This window comes from Pseudomonas sp. DCB_AW, assembly GCF_026240895.1.
Taxonomy (GTDB): Bacteria; Pseudomonadota; Gammaproteobacteria; order Pseudomonadales; family Pseudomonadaceae; genus Aquipseudomonas; species Aquipseudomonas kermanshahensis.
Genome location: NZ_JAPFCE010000059.1, coordinates 14,516 through 32,240, shown reverse-complemented (window position 1 = coordinate 32,240; position 17,725 = coordinate 14,516). Strand labels below are relative to the sequence as shown.

19 protein-coding genes are annotated in these 17,725 nt (G+C 63.7%); 12 read left to right on the top strand and 7 right to left on the bottom strand.

Features of this window, described 5'->3' with window-relative positions; genetic code table 11:
* Window positions 1–273: 273 nt before the first annotated feature.
* Together OO306_RS22605 and OO306_RS22600 are read right to left on the bottom strand one after the other, a co-directional pair.
* On the bottom strand, window positions 274–1,113 hold the full coding sequence (locus OO306_RS22605) for a TIGR03915 family putative DNA repair protein (RefSeq protein ID WP_265969972.1): 840 nt from the start codon (window positions 1,111–1,113) through the stop codon (window positions 274–276).
* Window positions 1,104–2,324, bottom strand: coding sequence for a putative DNA modification/repair radical SAM protein (locus OO306_RS22600; protein WP_027593494.1), 1,221 nt, complete (start codon window positions 2,322–2,324; stop codon window positions 1,104–1,106). The genes OO306_RS22605 and OO306_RS22600 overlap by 10 nt, the downstream gene beginning before the upstream one ends.
* Before the next feature lie 156 nt (window positions 2,325–2,480).
* Here OO306_RS22600 and mqo point away from each other — a divergent pair, with 156 nt between their 5' ends.
* Window positions 2,481–4,070, top strand: coding sequence for a malate dehydrogenase (quinone) (gene mqo / locus OO306_RS22595; RefSeq protein ID WP_099429164.1), 1,590 nt, complete (start codon window positions 2,481–2,483; stop codon window positions 4,068–4,070).
* 78 nt (window positions 4,071–4,148) lie between these two features.
* Here the strand turns inward: mqo and OO306_RS22590 are convergent, their stop codons facing one another.
* Window positions 4,149–4,349 (bottom strand): hypothetical protein, encoded by a 201-nt coding sequence (locus OO306_RS22590; RefSeq protein WP_265969971.1) that lies wholly within the window; start codon window positions 4,347–4,349, stop codon window positions 4,149–4,151.
* A complete protein-coding gene (locus OO306_RS22585) occupies window positions 4,336–4,896 on the bottom strand; it encodes a hypothetical protein (RefSeq protein ID WP_157765549.1) in 561 nt (186 codons plus the stop codon). The genes OO306_RS22590 and OO306_RS22585 overlap by 14 nt, the downstream gene beginning before the upstream one ends.
* A gap of 256 nt (window positions 4,897–5,152) precedes the next feature.
* On the opposite strand from OO306_RS22585, the gene OO306_RS22580 reads away from it, so the two are divergent.
* Window positions 5,153–6,199 carry a class I SAM-dependent methyltransferase gene (locus OO306_RS22580; RefSeq protein WP_027593492.1) on the top strand — a complete coding sequence of 349 codons (1,047 nt, stop codon included), beginning with the start codon at window positions 5,153–5,155 and terminating at the stop codon, window positions 6,197–6,199.
* 100 nt (window positions 6,200–6,299) lie between these two features.
* Window positions 6,300–6,995, top strand: coding sequence for a tRNA (adenine(22)-N(1))-methyltransferase TrmK (locus OO306_RS22575; protein WP_265969970.1), 696 nt, complete (start codon window positions 6,300–6,302; stop codon window positions 6,993–6,995).
* A 1-nt stretch (window position 6,996) separates the two neighbouring features.
* On the opposite strand, the gene OO306_RS22570 is transcribed toward OO306_RS22575, so the two are convergent.
* Window positions 6,997–7,260: a DUF2790 domain-containing protein gene (locus OO306_RS22570; protein ID WP_265969969.1), complete on the bottom strand. Its 264-nt coding sequence runs from the start codon at window positions 7,258–7,260 to the stop codon at window positions 6,997–6,999.
* Window positions 7,261–7,385: 125 nt separating this feature from the next.
* Between OO306_RS22570 and OO306_RS22565 the strand changes: the two genes are divergently transcribed.
* The gene (locus OO306_RS22565) at window positions 7,386–8,318 is read left to right on the top strand and encodes a LysR family transcriptional regulator (protein WP_027593489.1); all 933 of its coding nucleotides are present in this window, start codon (window positions 7,386–7,388) and stop codon (window positions 8,316–8,318) included.
* Between the two features lie 64 nt (window positions 8,319–8,382).
* On the opposite strand, the gene OO306_RS22560 is transcribed toward OO306_RS22565, so the two are convergent.
* Complete coding sequence (locus OO306_RS22560; RefSeq protein WP_265969968.1) at window positions 8,383–9,534, bottom strand: acyl-CoA dehydrogenase family protein; 1,152 nt, start codon at window positions 9,532–9,534, stop codon at window positions 8,383–8,385.
* Window positions 9,535–9,550: 16 nt separating this feature from the next.
* On the bottom strand, window positions 9,551–10,621 hold the full coding sequence (locus OO306_RS22555) for an enoyl-CoA hydratase/isomerase family protein (protein ID WP_027593487.1): 1,071 nt from the start codon (window positions 10,619–10,621) through the stop codon (window positions 9,551–9,553).
* Between the two features lie 538 nt (window positions 10,622–11,159).
* Between OO306_RS22555 and mdcA the strand changes: the two genes are divergently transcribed.
* From mdcA to madL, 8 genes are all read left to right on the top strand, one after another.
* Window positions 11,160–12,821 carry a malonate decarboxylase subunit alpha gene (mdcA, locus tag OO306_RS22550; RefSeq protein ID WP_265969967.1) on the top strand — a complete coding sequence of 554 codons (1,662 nt, stop codon included), beginning with the start codon at window positions 11,160–11,162 and terminating at the stop codon, window positions 12,819–12,821.
* Complete coding sequence (locus OO306_RS22545) at window positions 12,821–13,777, top strand: triphosphoribosyl-dephospho-CoA synthase (protein WP_265969966.1); 957 nt, start codon at window positions 12,821–12,823, stop codon at window positions 13,775–13,777. Before mdcA ends, OO306_RS22545 begins: the two co-directional genes overlap by 1 nt.
* Before the next feature lies 1 nt (window position 13,778).
* Entirely contained in the window at window positions 13,779–14,078 is a 300-nt protein-coding gene (locus OO306_RS22540) for a malonate decarboxylase subunit delta (protein ID WP_085272968.1), read from the top strand.
* The gene (locus OO306_RS22535; protein ID WP_265969965.1) at window positions 14,071–14,919 is read left to right on the top strand and encodes a biotin-independent malonate decarboxylase subunit beta; all 849 of its coding nucleotides are present in this window, start codon (window positions 14,071–14,073) and stop codon (window positions 14,917–14,919) included. Before OO306_RS22540 ends, OO306_RS22535 begins: the two co-directional genes overlap by 8 nt.
* Window positions 14,916–15,707: a biotin-independent malonate decarboxylase subunit gamma gene (mdcE, locus tag OO306_RS22530; protein WP_265969964.1), complete on the top strand. Its 792-nt coding sequence runs from the start codon at window positions 14,916–14,918 to the stop codon at window positions 15,705–15,707. Before OO306_RS22535 ends, mdcE begins: the two co-directional genes overlap by 4 nt.
* 1 nt (window position 15,708) lies before the next feature.
* Window positions 15,709–16,323 carry a malonate decarboxylase holo-ACP synthase gene (locus tag OO306_RS22525; protein ID WP_027593481.1) on the top strand — a complete coding sequence of 205 codons (615 nt, stop codon included), beginning with the start codon at window positions 15,709–15,711 and terminating at the stop codon, window positions 16,321–16,323.
* Window positions 16,320–17,240: a malonate decarboxylase subunit epsilon gene (mdcH, locus tag OO306_RS22520; protein WP_265969963.1), complete on the top strand. Its 921-nt coding sequence runs from the start codon at window positions 16,320–16,322 to the stop codon at window positions 17,238–17,240. Before OO306_RS22525 ends, mdcH begins: the two co-directional genes overlap by 4 nt.
* A gap of 62 nt (window positions 17,241–17,302) precedes the next feature.
* Window positions 17,303–17,725 carry a malonate transporter subunit MadL gene (madL, locus tag OO306_RS22515; RefSeq protein ID WP_027593479.1) on the top strand — a complete coding sequence of 141 codons (423 nt, stop codon included), beginning with the start codon at window positions 17,303–17,305 and terminating at the stop codon, window positions 17,723–17,725.

Sequence of the window (17,725 nt, the reverse complement as noted above, 5' to 3'; positions counted from 1 at the left end):
AGGTTTATCGGGCCGGACGCGTTGTAGAATGCGGGGCATAAGTGCACCCAAAGACCGTAACGGGGAATCCATTCCTCGTCGCCGTAATGGCTTCCTAAAGAGTTGTAGGAAGTTTCGCTAAATGCGGCTTGTGTACTTCTTTAAGGCAAATACCTATTGGTTGCGCGCGCAGGCACAGTGACTGTTGAGTCAAGTCAGTGCGGTATTGACGAAGTTATGGCTGACGCATCGTCTGCAGCGATGCCAGAACTTGATGGGTAATGTTGCTGGGCTTCATTCAACCTTGCTGATCCGTTTACCGCGCTGCGCAGCCACCTCCAGCGCCTGCCCATCCCGCTGCTTACCCTGGCGCGCCAGGCCTTCGAGCTGGGGTATCAGCATCCCTTCCGGCAAATGCCGCCAGAACCGCCCCGGCATGTGCAGGCGCAGCGCGTCCGGGTTGAGGCGGGCGGGGTTGAAGGTGTGGCGATAGTAGGTGCGCCACAGCTCGGCGCCGGGGTCGTCGGCATTGCGTGCCCATTGCCGCCACTCGTCAGGGCAGGTGCGCCGGTAGTCGAAGGCCTGGCCGTCGAAGCGGATAGCGTCGGCGGGGGTGGCGATCAACCAGCGTTGCCGGCCCAGGCGGTCGGCGAAATGCGCACTGGCCCTGTGCAGGATATCGTGGGCGGGTTCGTAGTAGGCGACCAGGTCCAGTTGCAGCTGCTGCGCCAACGCTTCGGGTAGCGGCACGAAGCGTACAAAGGCATGCAGGTGATGGGCTTCACGGCTGACCTGTTTGATGCGCCGTTGCAATTCGCTGCCCAGGCGATCGCCGGCCAGCATCGCGGTGCGGTCACCATGGGCCACGCGCCAGAGCACTTCGTACAGCAGGTTCCAGCGTTGCTCGCCGCGGTAGCAGGCTGCCTGCTCCAGCTGGCTCAGTAGCGCTGCCGGCACTTTGCCGCGAAACGGGCCTGGGCCTTGGGGCAGCGGTGCAGGGATGGCCAGCAGATCATCAATCGGGCCTTGTGACCAGGTGACGTCGGCTGGGTCAATGCCATGGCCCAGCAGCGTTCGGGCTTGGTCACGCCAGGTGGCGAAGCTGTCATCGCAGTTGAGCGCGATCATCCCCATAACCCCATTTGCACCGGTGCCTGGGGTTCGCGCAGGCGTTCGCGCAGCAGGCCGCTGCGCAGCTCGGCCTGGGCCGGGCGGTAGTCACTGGTGACGATGAATGGGCGCGCTTTGTCCAGCACGCAGCGCAGTTGAATCAGGTCGTCGTAGCGGATGCGCCGCTCTCGTCGCAGCGCTACCAAACGCTGCACGCTGCGCAGGCCGATGCCCGGGATGCGTGCCAGCAGGGCTGGCTCGGCGCGGTTCACATCCAGCGGGAAGACCTCACGGTTGGCCAGCGCCCACGCAAGCTTCGGGTCGATGTCCAGTGCCAGGTTGCCGCTTTGCGCCAGCAGTTCGCCGGCCTTGTAGCCATAGCCACGCAGCAGGAAGTCGGCTTGGTACAGGCGGTGTTCCCGCAGCAGCGGCGGCGCTGCCAGGGGTACACTGTCGGGGCTGTCGGGGATCGGGCTGAAAGCCGAGTAGTACACGCGCTTGAGGCCGTAGCCCTGGTACAAGGACTCGGCATTGCGCAGCAGGGTGCTGTCGTCGGTGGCATCTGCGCCGACGATGACCTGGGTGCTTTGCCCGGCCGGGGTAAAGCGCGGCGCCTTGGGTTCGTTGGCCACGGCTTGCTGGCCGTGGTGGATGACCGCCATGGCCTGGCGGATGGTGTGCGCGTGTTTCTCAGGGGCCAGGCGCTTGAGGCTGGCGTCGGTCGGTAACTCAATGTTGACGCTCAGGCGGTCGGCCAGGCGCCCGGCTTCTTCGATCAGCAGCGGGTCGGCATCGGGGATGGTCTTGAGGTGGATGTAGCCGCGGAAGTTGTGCTCCTCGCGCAGCAGGCGTGCCACGCGGATCAATTGCTCCATGGTGTAGTCGGCCGAGCGGATGATGCCCGAACTGAGAAACAGGCCGCTGATGCAGTTGCGCCGGTAGAAGTCGAGGGTCAGGCGCACCACCTCTTCTGGGGTAAAGCGCGCCCGCGGCACGTTGCTGGAGCGCCGGTTGACGCAGTACTGGCAATCGTAGAGGCAGAAGTTGGTCAGCAACACCTTGAGCAGCGATACGCAGCGCCCGTCCGGGGTATAGCTGTGGCAAATGCCCATGCCATCCGTGGCACCCAGGCCTTCGCTGCCGCGCGAACTACGCTTGGGGGCACCGCTGCTGGCGCAGGAAGCATCGTACTTGGCGGCGTCGGCAAGAATGCCGAGTTTGGCGATGAGTTGCATGGCGGCTGACTCGAAACACTGAATATTCATACAGTATTTTGAGAATGCCCTGATTGCAAGCCCCATCGATGAAGGCCGTGGATCAATGCCCGAGTAAATCCGTCAGCTAAGCTTGTGCTGGACTTACGGACAGCAACGAGGCGCGCGGGAGAGGACATGAAAATCACGATCGAAGCGAAGCGGGCGCTGGCCGGCCTGGCGCTGGCCATGGGGTTGGGCGCAGTCATGCTCAACGCCCAGGCCGCAGAAACCAAAAAGGTCGATGTACTGCTGGTGGGCGGCGGCATCATGAGTTCGACCCTGGCTATCTGGCTCAACGAGCTGGAGCCCGGCTGGTCGATGGAGATGGTCGAGCGCCTGGACAAGGTGGCCGAAGAAAGCTCCAACGGCTGGAACAACGCCGGTACCGGCCACTCGGCCTTGGCAGAGCTGAACTACACGCCAGAAAAAGATGGCAAGATCGACATCAGTAAGGCCGTGGAGATCAACGAGTCATTCCAGATCACCCGCCAATTCCTTGCCTGGCAGGTCAAGCAGGGCGTATTGAAGAACCCCCATTCCTTTATCAACACCACGCCGCACATGAGCTTCGTCTGGGGCGACGACAACATTCGCTTCCTGAAGAAACGTTATGAGGCGTTGCAAGCCAGCCCGCTGTTCAAGCCCATGCAGTATTCCGAAGACCACGAACAGATCCGCAAATGGGTGCCCTTGATGATGGAGGGCCGCGACCCCAATCAGAAACTGGCCGTGACCTGGACGCCGATCGGTACCGACGTCAACTTTGGCGAGATCACTCGGCAGTATGTGGGTTACCTGCAGACTCGGCCTAACTTCGACCTCAAGCTGTCGAGCGAGGTACAGGACATCACCCGCAACGCCGACGGCTCATGGCATGTCGAGTACAAAAACCTGAAAGATGGCAGCCAGGCTGCCACCGATGCCAAGTTCTTGTTCATCGGTGCCGGCGGCGCGGCGCTGCCCCTGTTGCAGAAGTCCGGCATCGATGAAGCCAAGGACTATGCCGGCTTCCCGGTCGGTGGTTCGTTCCTGGTCACCGATAACCCGGCCATTGCCCAGCGCCACATGGCCAAGGCCTATGGCATTGCGGCAACCGGCGCGCCGCCGATGTCGGTACCGCACCTGGACACCCGGGTCCTCGATGGCAAGCGCATGATCCTGTTCGGGCCGTTTGCTACCTTCTCGACCAAGTTCCTCAAGCAGGGCTCGTTGCTCGACCTGTTCGCCAGCGCCAGTGTTCACAACGCCTGGCCGATGGTGAGGGTAGGGGTACGTGAGTTCGATCTGGTGCAATACCTGGTCGGTCAGGTTTTGCAGTCGGACGATGACCGCTTCGAAGCGCTGCGCACCTACTTCCCCGAGGCCAAGAAGGAAGACTGGCGCCTGTGGCAAGCCGGCCAGCGGGTGCAGATCATCAAGAAGGACGAGGCCCAGGGTGGGGTGCTCAAGCTGGGTACCGAAGTGGTCACGTCCAAGGACGGCAGCATCGCCGGCCTGCTTGGGGCCTCACCGGGTGCCTCGACCGCGCCGCCGATCATGCTGGATGTGTTGAACAAGGTGTTCAAGGACAAGGTGGCCTCGCCGCAGTGGCAAGCGAAGATCAAGCAGATCGTGCCGTCTTACGGCATTCGCCTGAACGAGCACCCGGACAGGGTGCAGCAGGAGTGGACGTATACCAATGAGGTGCTGCAGCTGAATCCGCCGTCGGGTGGTGAAGCGCCGTAAAAGTTCGAGGTTGGTGTTATTGGGGCAATCACTGTTGCTGGCTTGCGCGGCTGCTTCTCCAGAGCCGCGCAGTCAGGTTCAGCCAAGCGAGCACTTGCGGCGCTTGCCTGAGGCACCCGCGTAGACAGATCCCTCGACCTTGGTGAACGCTTCTATTGCGTCCCCATTCAGCAAACTCTCGTACTGCGCCGACTGCCGCAAGCGCGTCAGTTTTGCGTCAGCAATTGCCCTGAAATGCGCTACAGATGCGCTGAAATCGCTGCTTTTAGTCGACATCATGTATTTCCTCATGGTTGAAGGCAGCATAATCACCACGTAGGTCATAGGCAAGCCCGATACCTTTTACCTGCCGGAAACCATTCTGTTGATAGGCGATACGCGCTTCAGGGAGTGGGTCTTTCACTACAACCCATTTCAACCCGAGCATAAGGGCGTAGAAGCGGACGCCGCTCATGCACAAGGGCGCTATGTAGCCTCGTGTCACCAGGTAATTGTCTGGGTTACGCTGAAGGTAAAGCACCATGATCTTTTCCTTGCTGCCTTGTGGTGAAGCCCAACAAAGGCCAGCAAGCGCATTGCCATGCCATATGGCAATGTCCAGCGCGCGTGCATGAGCACGTCGGCGCTTCCATTGCAACACACGATCCCAGCCGAAGTCATGTGGGTTGGGATGCCAGCGCTCATGGGCCTCTATAGCCTTATGATCAATTTCCTCGACCATTAACCGGTTATCCAGGTTGAGGGTTTTGTTCCGGGTTTCCAGTACTATTTGACCTCGAGCAGCCTGCTTGAAGCCAATCAGTGCTGCCAGTTCTATATCGTCCATCTGCAATCACATCACCAGCCGTCGTCAGGTGTTTGATGCTATTGCTAACGGTCACCAGAAGTAGCCGATAACCTCCTTCTTGTTTTCCCGGGTAGACGTAGTCCAAAACCGCCTCTGCTTAGTTCTTGGCATCTAAACTTACAAACAGCCCGTCGCAGCTGGTGGTGCGGCGCGCCTTTCAAATCATTCGACCACCGCCCCCTCGGACCCGGACTTCCCTCGTCGACGGTGGCCTTCTTGCAGAGGAGGGCAGGTCATGGACGAGGCACGGCTTCACGAATTCATGGGCAAGCTGGTGGGTGACATGGGCGCTGCGGCGACCCTGGCCAATGTCATTCTGGGCGACGAGCTCGGGCTGTACCGGGCGATGGCCGACAGCCTGCCGACCACCCCCGACGCGCTGGCGGCCAAGACCGGTTGCCACCCGCGCCTGGTGCGCGAATGGCTCAATGCCCAGGCGGCGTCGGGCTACATGGTGCATGACAAGGGCAGTTTCGTGCTGCCCGAAGAACAGGCCATGGCCCTGGCGCTGGAGGATTCGCCGGCCTACATGGCCGGTGGCGCCGCGGTGGTGGCGGCGCTGTTTCACGACAAAGACAAGCTGGTTGCGGCCATGCGTGGCGACGGCGGATTAGCGTGGGGCGACCATCACCCGTGCATGTTCAGCGGCACCGAGCGGTTCTTCCGGCCGGGTTATCGGACGTTCCTGGTGGCCGAGTGGCTGCCGGCGCTGGACGGGGTAGTGGCGAAACTGCAAGCGGGCGCCAAGGTGGCCGATGTGGGCTGTGGCCATGGCGCCTCGACGTTGGTCATGGCCCAGGCGTTTCCTGCATCGACCTTTGTCGGCTACGACTATCACGGGCCATCCATCGCCACCGCCAACCAGCGCGCCGAAGAGGCGGGGTTGGGCGCGCGGGTGCATTTCCAGCAGGCCACCGCTAAGGACTACCCCGGCCACGACCATGACCTAGTGTGTTTCTTCGATTGCCTGCACGACATGGGTGACCCAGTGGGCGCGGCGCGTCATGCCTACCGTGCCTTGAAGGCTGACGGCACGGTGATGCTGGTGGAACCGTATGCCGAAGATTCGCTAGAGGGCAACCTGACGCCGGTTGGGCGCTTGTTCTACGCAGCGTCGACGTTTATCTGCACGCCGAACTCGCTGTCTCAGGAGGTGGGATTGGGGTTGGGTGCCCAGGCCGGGGAGGCACGGCTGCGAGCTGTGTTCGAAGAGGCGGGGTTCACTCGGTTCCGGCGTGCGACGCAGACACCGTTCAACCTGATCCTGGAGGCGCGTAAATAGCCGCTGCCCTTGCCGCAACCGGGCCATTCGGCTTTTACGCATTGTAATGCCGCGCCCTGATCGTCAGAATCGCGCCCGGTTGTCGAGCAAGGGGCTTACGTTGAACGAACAGACACTCTCCATGCGCCTGGAGCGCGTGGCGGCGCATGTGCCACACGGCGCGCGCCTGGCCGATATCGGCTCGGACCACGGTTACTTGCCGGTAGCGTTGATGCTGCGCGGCACTATCGAAGCGGGCGTGGCCGGTGAAGTGGCGCAGACGCCCTTTGCCTCCGCTCAGCGCAATGTGCGCCGCAATGGCTTGGAAGCACGCATCACCATTCGCCTGGCCGATGGGCTGGAAGCGATCGAATTAAACGACCGGATCTCTGCCGTCAGCCTCTGCGGCATGGGCGGCGACACCATGTGCGAAATTCTGGAACGCGGCAAGCATCGCTTGAACGGCACCGAGCGCCTGATCCTGCAACCCAACGGCGGCGAGTGCGCGCTGCGGGGCTGGCTAATGACCAATGGCTATCGCATCGTCAGCGAAGAGTTGCTGCGGGAGAACCGCTTCGACTACGAAATCATCGTCGCCGAACCGTGTGAGGCAGTGGTGTATACCGCCGAAGAACTGTACTTCGGCCCACTGTTGATGCGCGAGAAAAGCCCAGCGTTCATGACCAAATGGCAGCGCATGTTGCGTCAGAAGCAGCAGACGTTGGCCAACTTCGAACGCGCCCGGGATGCAATCCCACAGGAAAAGCGCGACGATTTCGCCCGGCAAATCACCTGGATCAACCAGGTATTGGCCTGACTTACTGCTGCGAGCAGTTGCCCATTTCCCGGTATTTGATTTCGCGGGTGTGGCCTTGATGGTCGACATAGACCATGTGCGCGGTGCCAACCTGGCAATCGGCTGCATTGCTGGCTGGGGTGATGGAGATGACTTTGGCCACATCCAGCGGCATGCCGTATTCGTAGTTGCTGTTGGCAACAGGCTGGTTAGAGCCCGCGTCAGCCAAGGCGCCGAACGAGGCGAGGGCAGCGGTAACGGCAAGCACAGCGATCGAACGTTTCATGGCAGGTTCCTTTTTCGATGTTTTACCAATGATGTATTCATTGGTGATCCACAATAAATGGGCTAACCCGTGATAGATTCCTGCCTTGAACGTAAGAATAAGATTGAACAAGGAGCCCATCCCTCATGGACATGCTGCATGCCATGCGTACCTTCACCCGGGTGGTGGAGTGCGGCAGCTTTGCGGCGGCTGCCAATGCCCTGGATATTTCAGCGGCGCAGGTGTCGCGTATCGTTGCCGAGCTTGAGAACCAGCTACAGACCCGTCTGCTACACCGCACCACGCGCCGTTTGCGCATGAGCGAGGCGGGCGAGCGTTTTCTTGAGCGCGCCCGGCAAATCATGTTGTTGACCGAAGAAGCCGTGGGCGAAGCGCGCGGCGCGCACCTCACGCCCCGTGGCCGCTTGCGCCTGCATTGCCCGCATGGCCTGGGCCTGCTGCTGATGCCGCTGGTGGCGGGCTACAACGCGCTGTGCCCGGAGGTGGTGGTCGAATTGACCCTGTCCCAACGCAACCCCGACCCGCTGGCTGAAGGGCATGACGTGGTGATCACTGTGGACGGGGCCTTGCCGGACTCGCAATTGATCGCAGTGCCCTTGGGCGACATCTTCAGCATCCCCTGTGCCGCGCCCAGCTACCTGGAAACCTTTGGGGTACCTGAGCGGCCGGAAGACCTGCATGATCATCGTTGCCTGCGCATGGCGTATCCGATGTATGAAGGCGACTGGGTATTCCCGCAAGGCGTCGATCAGTGCGTGATCGCGCCGCGAGACAGCTTCCTGACCAATGTGGCCGACGCCATGCTGCTGGCCAGCGAGTTGGGCATGGGCATCGGGCTGTTGCCGTTCTACACCGCCAGCCAGGCCATCGAGCAGGGGCGTTTGCGCCGGCTGCTGGCCCCGTATCGCCTGCGCGAGTGTGCGCTGTACGCGATCTACCCGTCGCGGCACTACCTGGATGCCAAGGTGCGTACCTGGATCGACTACCTCAAGGAACAGCTACCCGCGCTGTTCGAGGCCCATGCGCGGATAGTGGATGATGAGCGGTATTGGCGCTGAATCGGGCTGATTTAGCTGGAACCTGTGGGGCTGGCTTGCCGGCGCCCACAGGTTTGGCGACCCGCTACAGCGGATAGTGCTTGAGCTCCCGCGCAATCAACATCCGCTGGATCTCGCTCGAGCCTTCGTAGATCTGCGTGATCCGTGCGTCCCGGTAATAGCGTTCCACCGGGTAATCCTCCAGGTAGCCATAGCCACCATGCACCTGGATGGCCATGGAACATACCCGCTCGGCCATTTCCGACGCGAACAGCTTGGCCTGCGAAGCCTCCGACAGGCACGGCTTGCCGGCACTGCGCAAGCGGGCCGCATGCAGGATCAGCAGGCGTGCGGCATTCACCTGTACCTGCATGTCGGCCAGCAGGTTGGCGATGCTCTGGTGTTCGTTGATCGGCTTGCCGAACTGCACCCGATCACGGGAGTAGACCAGCGCGGCTTCGAACGCGGCGCGGGCGATACCCAATGCCTGCGCGGCAATGCCGATACGCCCACCTTCGAGGTTGGACAAGGCGATGGCCAGGCCCTTGCCGCGCTCACCGAGCATATTGGCAACCGGGATGCGGCAGTTGTCGAAGGTCACCGCGCAGGTATCCGAGGCGCGGATGCCCATCTTGTGCTCGCTGCGGTCAACCTTGAAGCCAGGGTTGTCAGTGGGTACCAGGAAAGCCGACAGGCCTTTCTTGCCCAGTTCCGGGTCGGTCACCGCAAAGACGATCGCCAGGCCCGCTCGGCGGGCATTGCTGACGAACTGCTTGGACCCGTTGATTACCCATTCGCCCTCCACGCGCTCGGCACGGGTGCGCAGGTTGTGCGCCTCGGAGCCGGCCTGGGGTTCGGTCAGGCAGAAGCAGCCAATCACCTCGCCCGTGGCCAGGCGTGGCAACCAAGCCTGTTGCTGTTCGGCTGTGCCATACGCCAGCAACGGGCCGCAGCCCACCGAGTTGTGGATGCTCATCATCGCCCCGGTGGCGCCGCAGCCTGCGGAGATTTCTTCCACGGCCAGGGCGTAGGCGACGTAATCGGTGTAGCTGCCGCCAAAGGCTTCAGGCACCACCATGCCGAGCAGCCCCAGCTCGCCCATCTTGCGGACCACGCCATCATCGATCCAGCCGGCTTTTTCCCAGGCCTGGGCATGGGGCGCGATTTCGCCACGGGAAAAGTCCCGGGCCATGTCGCGGATCATGATCTGCTCTTCGCTCAGTTCCAGGTCTTGCATCTGTGTACTCCCGGGCTCACAGGCCTTCGAAGAATTGGTCGACCCGCTGGCGCTCGAGCTCGGCCAGGGTGGGCGGGTTCCAGCGGGGCTGCTTGTCCTTGTCGATGATCAGGGCACGCACGCCCTCGATGATGTCGCCGTACTGGAACCACTGGCGGTCCAGGTGCAGCTCCATGGCAAAGCACGCCTCAAGTGCCAGGTGGCGACCGCGGCGCAGCATTTCCAGCGTAACCGCCATGGCCAGTGGCGAGCGGCTTTCCAGCTGGTCGGCGGTTGCCAGGGCCCATGGGTGGCTGTCGCCGATGCTGACGGTGCGCAGTTGCTCGATGATCGCTGGCAGGTCGGGGAGGGCAAAGAAATGGTCGATGACCGGGCGCAGCTTCTCCAGCGGCGCGTCATCCAGCACCTGAGTGCCGAGCTTGGCCAGCAGGCCTTGCAGGTCCTTGAGCGGGTGGTCGCCAAAGGTCAGGCGGTCCAGGCCCTGGTCGAGTGCGGTGAGTTTATCGCAGGGCACGTGCCAGTCGGCGAGCCCGCAATACAGGGCGTCGGCGGCCTGGATCTGGGTGCCAGTGACACCGAGGTAAGTGCCCAGCTCGCCAGGGAGGCGTGAGAGGAAATAGCTGCCGCCCACATCCGGGAAATAGCCGATGCCGACTTCCGGCATGCCCAGCCGGCTGCGTTCGGTCACCACCCGCAGGTCACAGCCTTGAGCCAGGCCCATGCCGCCGCCGAGGGTGAAGCCATCCATCAGCACAAGCACCGGTTTGCGGTAATGATGGATGCACAGGTCGAGCGCGTATTCCTCGACGAAAAAGTCTTCATGCAGGCGTTCTGCGTTTTTGTAGCTGTCGTGCAGCGAGCGGATATCGCCACCGGCGCAAAACCCTTTAGGGCCCGCACCACGCAGTACCACTGCGCGCACCTGCGGGTCGTCTGCCCATTGGTCGAAGTGCTGGCGCAGGCTGCGCACCATATCCAGGGTCAAGGCATTGAGGCCGGCGGGGCGGTTCAGGGTCAGGTGGCCAATCTGGTTGCGGACTTCAGCCAAGACATGATCCGTTGCCGAAGTGTAAGCATGCGCGGTCATCGCGTTCTCCCTGCTTTGTTATTGATTTTCCAAGTGAAGTCTGGAGTTCGCTGGAGGATCACTGGATCCTGTCATGCGAATTTGTCGTGCACAATCGGCAAATCTGCAGGGGTGTTCTGCATTTTTGCCTTGTGTTCAGGTTAAGCCTTGCAGCGCCTGGGAGATCGAGCGCCGCCCGCGCGGCGCTTCGCGAGCAACGCTCGCTCCTACGTTTGTTTCGGGCCAGTGCGGCCTGTGCCATTTGCGCGCGACCGCCTTGTTGGTCCGACGCAATATTGCGCCATGCACCAAGACGGTCGCGTGCGTTTGCCCCAGGAATAATTGGCCTGAAACAAACGTAGGAGCGAGCGTTGCTCGCGAAGCGCCGCGCGGGCGGCGCTCGATCTGCGCCCCCCCACTAATATCACGCCATACACCCCAAGCCCACCCCACCCTCAATTCATTAACCTGAGCGTAACGATCACCCATCCAGCTTGATTGATGCACCCTCACGCCTCGCCCTAAGGTGGCTCCACGACAGCGAACCCGTGGAGTCACCATGACAACAACCAAGAATCCACCGCCGCAATGGTCGCGGCGGCGCGCCGAGAAGCAGCGCCGCCTCGACCGGGTCCGCCACCTCGCCGACGGCGTGGTGCTGCCCACCGCGCATATCGTCGAGGCACTGGAACTGTTACTCGCCCCCGGCGACCGGGTGGTGCTGGAAGGCAACAACCAGAAGCAGGCCGATTTTCTCTCCTGCTCACTGGCCAAGGTCGACCCGGCGCGGCTGCACGATTTGCACATGATCATGCCCAGCGTCAGCCGTGCCGAACACCTCGACCTGTTCGAGCGGGGCATCGCCCGCAAGCTCGACTTCTCGTTCGCCGGGCCACAGAGCCTGCGCATCGGGCAACTGCTGGAAGACGGCCTGCTCGAAGTCGGCGCCATCCATACCTACATCGAGCTGTACTCCCGGCTGCTGGTCGACCTCATCCCCAACGTGACCCTGGTCGCGGGCTTCATGGCCGACCGGGATGGCAACCTCTATACCGGCCCCAGCACCGAAGACACCCCGGCCCTGGTCGAACCCGCCGCCTTCAGTGACGGCATCGTCATTGCCCAGGTCAACCAATTGGTGGAGCGGGTCGACGACCTGCCGCGCGTCGATATCCCCGCGTCCTGGGTCGACTTCGTGGTGGTCGCCGACCAGCCGTTCTACATCGAGCCGCTGTTCACCCGCGACCCACGCCATATCAAGCCGGTGCATGTGCTGATGGCGATGATGGCGATCCGTGGCATCTATGAAAAACACCAGGTGCAGTCGCTGAACCATGGCATTGGGTTCAATACCGCAGCCATCGAGCTGATCTTGCCGACCTATGGCGAATCCCTTGGCCTGAAAGGCAAAATTTGCCGCAACTGGACGCTCAACCCCCACCCCACGCTGATTCCCGCTATCGAAACGGGTTGGGTCGAGAGCGTGCATTGTTTTGGTACCGAATTGGGCATGGAGGACTACATCGCCCAGCGCCCGGACGTGTTTTTCACCGGCCGCGACGGCTCGCTGCGCTCCAACCGCATGATGTGCCAGCTGGCGGGGCAGTACGCCGTCGACCTGTTTATCGGCGCCACGTTGCAAGTGGATGGCGACGGCCATTCTTCGACCGTGACCCGCGGCCGCCTGGCGGGCTTTGGCGGTGCGCCGAACATGGGCCACGACCCCCGTGGGCGCCGCCACGCGACACCGGCCTGGCTTGACATGACCGTGCCCGAAACAATGCTCGAGCGCGGCCGCAAGCTGGTGGTGCAGATGGTCGAGACCTACCAGGAGGGCGGCAAGCCCACCTTCGTCGAAACCCTCGATGCGGTTGAAGTGGCGAAAAAAGCCGGCATGCCGCTGGCACCGGTGATGATCTACGGCGACGACGTTACCCACTTGCTCACCGAAGAAGGCATCGCCTACCTGTACAAGGCGCGCAGCCTTGAGGAACGCCAGCAGATGATTGCAGCCGTGGCCGGTGTCACCGCCATTGGCTTGCGGCATGACCCCAAAGACACCCAGCGCCTGCGCCAGCAGGGCCTGGTGGCGTTGCCCGAGGACTTGGGCATCCGCCGAACCGATGCCAGCCGTGAACTGCTGGCTGCGCGCAGCATCGCCGACCTGGTGGAATGGTCCGGTGGCCTGTACAACCCACCCGCACGGTTCAGGAGCTGGTGATGAAAGTATTCGACCTGCAATCGCAAGGGCTGCTTCGCGAACAAGCTCGCTCCTACAGGTATGTCACGGGCCTTGAAGCCAGTGGGGGCTCTGTGGGAGCGGGCTTGCCCGCGAAGAGGGCTGAACAGACAACCGAAATCCCTCTGGCTGACCACCTGGCGGATTTGGCAGTAGAAGCCTTGATCGACGAAGCCGACCTGTCGCCCAAACCGGGCCTGGTAGACCGCCGCAGCAACGGTGCGCACACCGACATGACGTTAGCGTTGATGCATGCGTCGGCGCTGGCCCTGTGGCCGTGCCTGCGGCAGATGGCCGAAGCGGCCGAGGCCATTGGCGGCGTCGGCCAGCCCTTGCGCACTGCGCTAGGCCGCATTGGCCGCGAAGGCGAGGCCGCGATGCTGGCGACCACCGGCGGGGTGAATACCCACCGAGGCGCGATCTGGGCCCTGGGGCTGCTGGTGGCAGCCCGTGCCCTGGGTCCCCACGCTGACCCGTGCGCAGTGGCGGCCCGCGCCGGGCGCATCGCGCTGATCGACGACCCGGGCGCAACCTCGGAAGACAGCCATGGTGCCCAGGTAAGGCGCCGGTATGGCAGCGGCGGTGCCCGTGAACAGGCGCAATTGGGCTTCCCAGTGGTTATCGCGCATGGCCTGCCACAGCTACAGCGCAGCCGTGCCTTAGGTGCCAGCGAAACCCACGCGCGGCTCGATGCCTTGCTGGCGATCATGGCGGCGCTGGCCGACACCTGCGTGCTTTGGCGCGCCGGGCCACAAGGGCTGGCCACGGTCCAGCAGGGGGCCCGCGCGGTCCTGGACGCCGGTGGCAGCGCCACGCTGGACGGGCGCCGGCAACTGCGCCTTTTGGATGAACACTTGCTGCAACTGAATGCCTCTCCGGGTGGCGCTGCCGATCTGTTGGCGGCCTGCCTGTTCCTCGACAAAGCCGGGAGCCTGTGACATGGAAACCCTGACCTTTCAATTTCCCGCCGCCGAACCGGGGCGCGGGCGCACCGTGGTCGGCTGCGTCAGCTCCGGCGACCTCGAAGTGCTGATCGAACCCGGCATCGCCGGCAGCTTGCAGATCCAGGTCGTGACGTCGGTCAACGGCAGCGGCGCGCGCTGGACGCAACTGTTCCAGCGCCTGTTCGAAGGCCGCCAATGGCCAGCGGTGAATATCGACATCCATGATTTTGGCGCCACGCCAGGGGTGGTGCGCCTGCGCCTGGAGCAAGGTTTCGAGGAGATCGCCCATGACTGACACCGAACGTTTGCTGCACAGCCGCAGCCTCGTCGAAATGGGTGCCCGCCAGCGCGCCCGGGCACTACTTGACCCGGGAACGTTCCGCGAGCTGCTGGGCCCCTTCGACCGGCTCATGTCACCTTGGCTGCCGCGCCAGGGCATCGTGCCCCAGGCCGATGATGGCGTGGTCATTGCCAAAGGCCGGCTGAATGGCCGCAATACTGTGGTCGCCGCTATCGAGGGTGGCTTCCAGGGCGGCAGCATGGGCGAGGTGGGCGGGGCGAAGATCGCCGGTGCACTGGAATTGGCCATCGAAGACAACCACAACGGCACCCCGACCTGCGCCGTGCTGCTGTTGGAAACCGGTGGCGTGCGCCTGCAGGAAGCCAACCTCGGCCTGGCGGCAATCGCCGAGATCCAGGCCGCGATCATCGAGCTGCGCAGCTACCAGCCGGTGATCGGCGTGATCGCAGGCTCGGTCGGCTGCTTCGGCGGTATGTCCATCGCTGCCGGCTTGTGCAGCCACCTGCTGGTTACCCGTGAGGCGCGCCTGGGCCTCAATGGCCCGCAGGTCATCGAGCAGGAAGCGGGCATCGCCGAATACGACGCCAAGGACCGCCCCTTTATCTGGAGCCTGACCGGTGGCGAGCAGCGCCATGCCAGTGGGCTGGTCGACGGCTATGTGGCCGATGATGCAGATGCAATACGCCAGCAGCTTTTGCACCTGCTCGACACCCCCGCCACAGACCGTGCTCGCCGCCACGCCTGGTACCTCGAGCGGCTGTCGCGCCTCGGCGATGACTGCCCGCAACTGGATGCCGCCGCTGTACGCAGCCTCTACCAAGGAGAAGCCAAATGAACCGAGCCATGAACTGGCTGCCGGGCCTGGCCGGCGGGCAAGCGCTGCCGGGTTACCCCGCGTCGCTGCAGGTGATCGACGGCGAACTGGACAACCGCCTGGCACGCTTCATTGCCGTGGTGCCCGATGCGCACAACCCGTTCCCCCGGGCGCGTGCGGGCGAGGTCGGCTTGCTGGAAGGCTGGGGGCTGGCCAAGGCGGTGAGCGAAGCGGTCGCGGCGGACCGCGACGGCGAGAAGCGGGCCATCATCGCCGTCATCGATGTGCCCAGCCAGGCCTATGGCCGCCGCGAAGAGGCGCTGGGCATTCACCAGGCGCTGGCCGGTGCTGTGCAGGCGTATGCCGAGGCGCGCTTGGCCGGGCACCCGGTGATTGGGCTGCTGGTCGGCAAGGCGATGTCTGGCGCCTTCCTCGCGCATGGCTATCAAGCCCAGCGCCTGATCGCGCTGGACGACGCTGGGGTGATGGTGCACGCCATGGGCAAGGCCGCTGCCGCGCGTATTACATTGCGCAGCGTCGAAGCGCTGGAGGCCCTGGCCGCCGAAGTACCGCCGATGGCCTATGACCTCGACAGCTATGCCTCGCTGGGCTTGCTGTGGCGACGTCTTGGTGTGGACAACGCCGAGACGCCAAGTGCGGCCGACCTGGCCAAGGTACGTACCTGCTTGGCCGAAGCGGTGCGCGATATCGGCAACTCGACCGACCTGTCATCGCGGCTGGCGGGCGAAAACCGGCGTGCCTCCCGCGAGGTGCGCGAACACTTGCGCCGTCAGTGGCAGGGGGCCTGAGATGAATAGCCCACGCGCGCACGACCTGTTGTGGGGGTTGCCCCTTTGCGCGCTGCCTGAAGATGCCCCGCAGTGGGCGCATCAGGTGGTGGCAAGCGGTCAGCCTGTGGTGGTGCGCCGTGCCGCCTGCGCTGACGGCTGGGTGGCGGTGGGCCTGCGCGGCCTGAGCCGGGATCAGCGGCTGGGCACACAGATGCGCCTGGCCGATATCCAACGCCTGCAAAGCCCTGAGGCCCTGCGCTGGAAAGCACCGAGCCCGTGGCCAGCATTGCAGGCGTTGGCGTCGGTGGCCCCGGTACTCGATACCACCGGGCTGGCCTGGGGGCCGACAGGTGGAGTGGGGTACCAACTCGCCACCGAGACTGGCGTGCTGCACCTGGCCAGTGACCTGGACGTGGTCGTGCGCACGCCGCACCCCCTGGCACGCGCAAAAGCGCGGGAACTGCTGGACATACTGGACTGCGCGCCATGCCGTATCGATGTGCAATTGGAAACACCGGCAGGTGCCGTCGCCCTGCGTGAGTGGGCCGGTGTTGCCCGGCGCGTACTGCTCAAGTCGCCCCATGGCGCGCGCTTGGTGGCCGACCCCTGGGCAGCTTGGGCGTGTGCGGCATGAGCAGTTTGTTCGCGTTCCCCGGCCAGGGTGCCCAGCAGGTAGGCATGTTGCACCGCTTGCCCGAGGGGGCTGGCCCACTGTTGAAGGAGGCCAGCGATACGCTGGGCCATGACGTGCTGGGTCTGGACAGCGAGCAGGCATTGCAGAGCACCCGGGCCGTGCAGCTGTGCCTGTTGCTGACCGGGGTGGCCTGGGCGCGCCGACTGCTGCAGCAAAGTCCCGCCCCCGACTATGTGGCAGGGCTGTCGATAGGGGCGTATCCCGCCGCTGTCACGGCCGGTGCGCTGGCGTTCGCCGATGCCGTGCGCCTGGTTGCCCTGCGCGGTGAGTTGATGCAGCGCGCCTATCCGCAGGGGTATGGCATGACCGCGCTGAGTGGCCTGGACCTGGCAAGTGTCGAGCGCTTGCTGGTGGAGGCGGGCGGTGAGGTCTACATCGCCAACCTCAACAGCGAAAACCAGATCGTCATTGCCGGCAGTGAGGCGGCCATGGCTGCGGTGGCCCAACGCGCGCGCAGCCTGGGCCAGGGCGTCGCGCGGCGCCTGGCGGTCAGCGTGCCGTCCCATTGCCCGCTGCTCGACGCCCCGGCTGCGGAACTGGCCGAGGCCTTTGCTACGGTCGAACTGCGAAGGCCCATCATCACCTACCTGAGCAGCAGCAGTGCACGGCCGATCCACGACCCGCAACGCTTGCGCGACGACTTGGCCGGCAACATGGCGCGGGTGGTGGATTGGCGTGCCACGTTGCGCAACGCCTATGAACGCGGGGTGCGCCTGCACCTGGAAATACCACCGGGCAGTGTGCTCAGCGGCCTGGCCCGCCAGGTGTTCGCCAATGGCCGCGTGGTAGCCATCGAGTCCACTCGGCTGGACAGCGTCGACGTCCTAATGCGTCAGGAGGTGGCCGGCAACCGATGACCGTGCTGTGCAACGCGAAGGACAACAACAAGCAACTTCGACAACACCTGAGGACAACAACAATGATTATTTATGGTGTGGCTCTGCTGGCGGTGTGCACGCTTGCCGGCGTTATCGTCGGCGACTTCCTGGGCGTGCTGCTGGGCGTCAAATCCAACGTGGGCGGGGTCGGTATCGCCATGATCCTGCTGATCTGTGCGCGGCTGTACATGCACCGCCATGGCGGCATGAGCAAGGAGTGCGAGTTCGGCGTCGGCTTCTGGGGCGCGATGTACATTCCGGTGGTGGTGGCCATGGCGGCCCAGCAGAACGTGGTCACGGCCCTGCACGGCGGGCCGGTGGCGCTGCTGGCGGCCGTCGGCGCGGTACTGGTGTGTGGCGCGACCATCGCGCTGATCAGCCGCAGCCACCGCGGTGAACCCTTGCCCGCACTGGAGCCCACACCCGAAACCCCTGTGCAGGTTGCCCCTGCAGGAGGGCGCTGA

Excerpts from the sequence above, each read along its gene's own strand:
- OO306_RS22525 (WP_027593481.1), top strand. The coding sequence starts at position 15,709 with ATGAATAGCCCACGCGCGCACGACCTGTTGTGGGGGTTGCCCCTTTGC.
- madL (WP_027593479.1), top strand. The coding sequence starts at position 17,303 with ATGATTATTTATGGTGTGGCTCTGCTGGCGGTGTGCACGCTTGCCGGC.
- OO306_RS22565 (WP_027593489.1), top strand. The coding sequence starts at position 7,386 with ATGGACATGCTGCATGCCATGCGTACCTTCACCCGGGTGGTGGAGTGC.
- OO306_RS22605 (WP_265969972.1), bottom strand. The coding sequence starts at position 1,113 with ATGGGGATGATCGCGCTCAACTGCGATGACAGCTTCGCCACCTGGCGT.
- OO306_RS22600 (WP_027593494.1), bottom strand. The coding sequence starts at position 2,324 with ATGCAACTCATCGCCAAACTCGGCATTCTTGCCGACGCCGCCAAGTAC.
- OO306_RS22580 (WP_027593492.1), top strand. The coding sequence starts at position 5,153 with ATGGACGAGGCACGGCTTCACGAATTCATGGGCAAGCTGGTGGGTGAC.
- OO306_RS22585 (WP_157765549.1), bottom strand. The coding sequence starts at position 4,896 with ATGGACGATATAGAACTGGCAGCACTGATTGGCTTCAAGCAGGCTGCT.
- OO306_RS22590 (WP_265969971.1), bottom strand. The coding sequence starts at position 4,349 with ATGATGTCGACTAAAAGCAGCGATTTCAGCGCATCTGTAGCGCATTTC.
- OO306_RS22570 (WP_265969969.1), bottom strand. The coding sequence starts at position 7,260 with ATGAAACGTTCGATCGCTGTGCTTGCCGTTACCGCTGCCCTCGCCTCG.
- mdcA (WP_265969967.1), top strand. The coding sequence starts at position 11,160 with ATGACAACAACCAAGAATCCACCGCCGCAATGGTCGCGGCGGCGCGCC.
- OO306_RS22535 (WP_265969965.1), top strand. The coding sequence starts at position 14,071 with ATGACTGACACCGAACGTTTGCTGCACAGCCGCAGCCTCGTCGAAATG.
- OO306_RS22545 (WP_265969966.1), top strand. The coding sequence starts at position 12,821 with ATGAAAGTATTCGACCTGCAATCGCAAGGGCTGCTTCGCGAACAAGCT.
- mdcH (WP_265969963.1), top strand. The coding sequence starts at position 16,320 with ATGAGCAGTTTGTTCGCGTTCCCCGGCCAGGGTGCCCAGCAGGTAGGC.
- mqo (WP_099429164.1), top strand. The coding sequence starts at position 2,481 with ATGAAAATCACGATCGAAGCGAAGCGGGCGCTGGCCGGCCTGGCGCTG.
- mdcE (WP_265969964.1), top strand. The coding sequence starts at position 14,916 with ATGAACCGAGCCATGAACTGGCTGCCGGGCCTGGCCGGCGGGCAAGCG.
- OO306_RS22560 (WP_265969968.1), bottom strand. The coding sequence starts at position 9,534 with ATGCAAGACCTGGAACTGAGCGAAGAGCAGATCATGATCCGCGACATG.
- OO306_RS22540 (WP_085272968.1), top strand. The coding sequence starts at position 13,779 with ATGGAAACCCTGACCTTTCAATTTCCCGCCGCCGAACCGGGGCGCGGG.
- OO306_RS22555 (WP_027593487.1), bottom strand. The coding sequence starts at position 10,621 with ATGACCGCGCATGCTTACACTTCGGCAACGGATCATGTCTTGGCTGAA.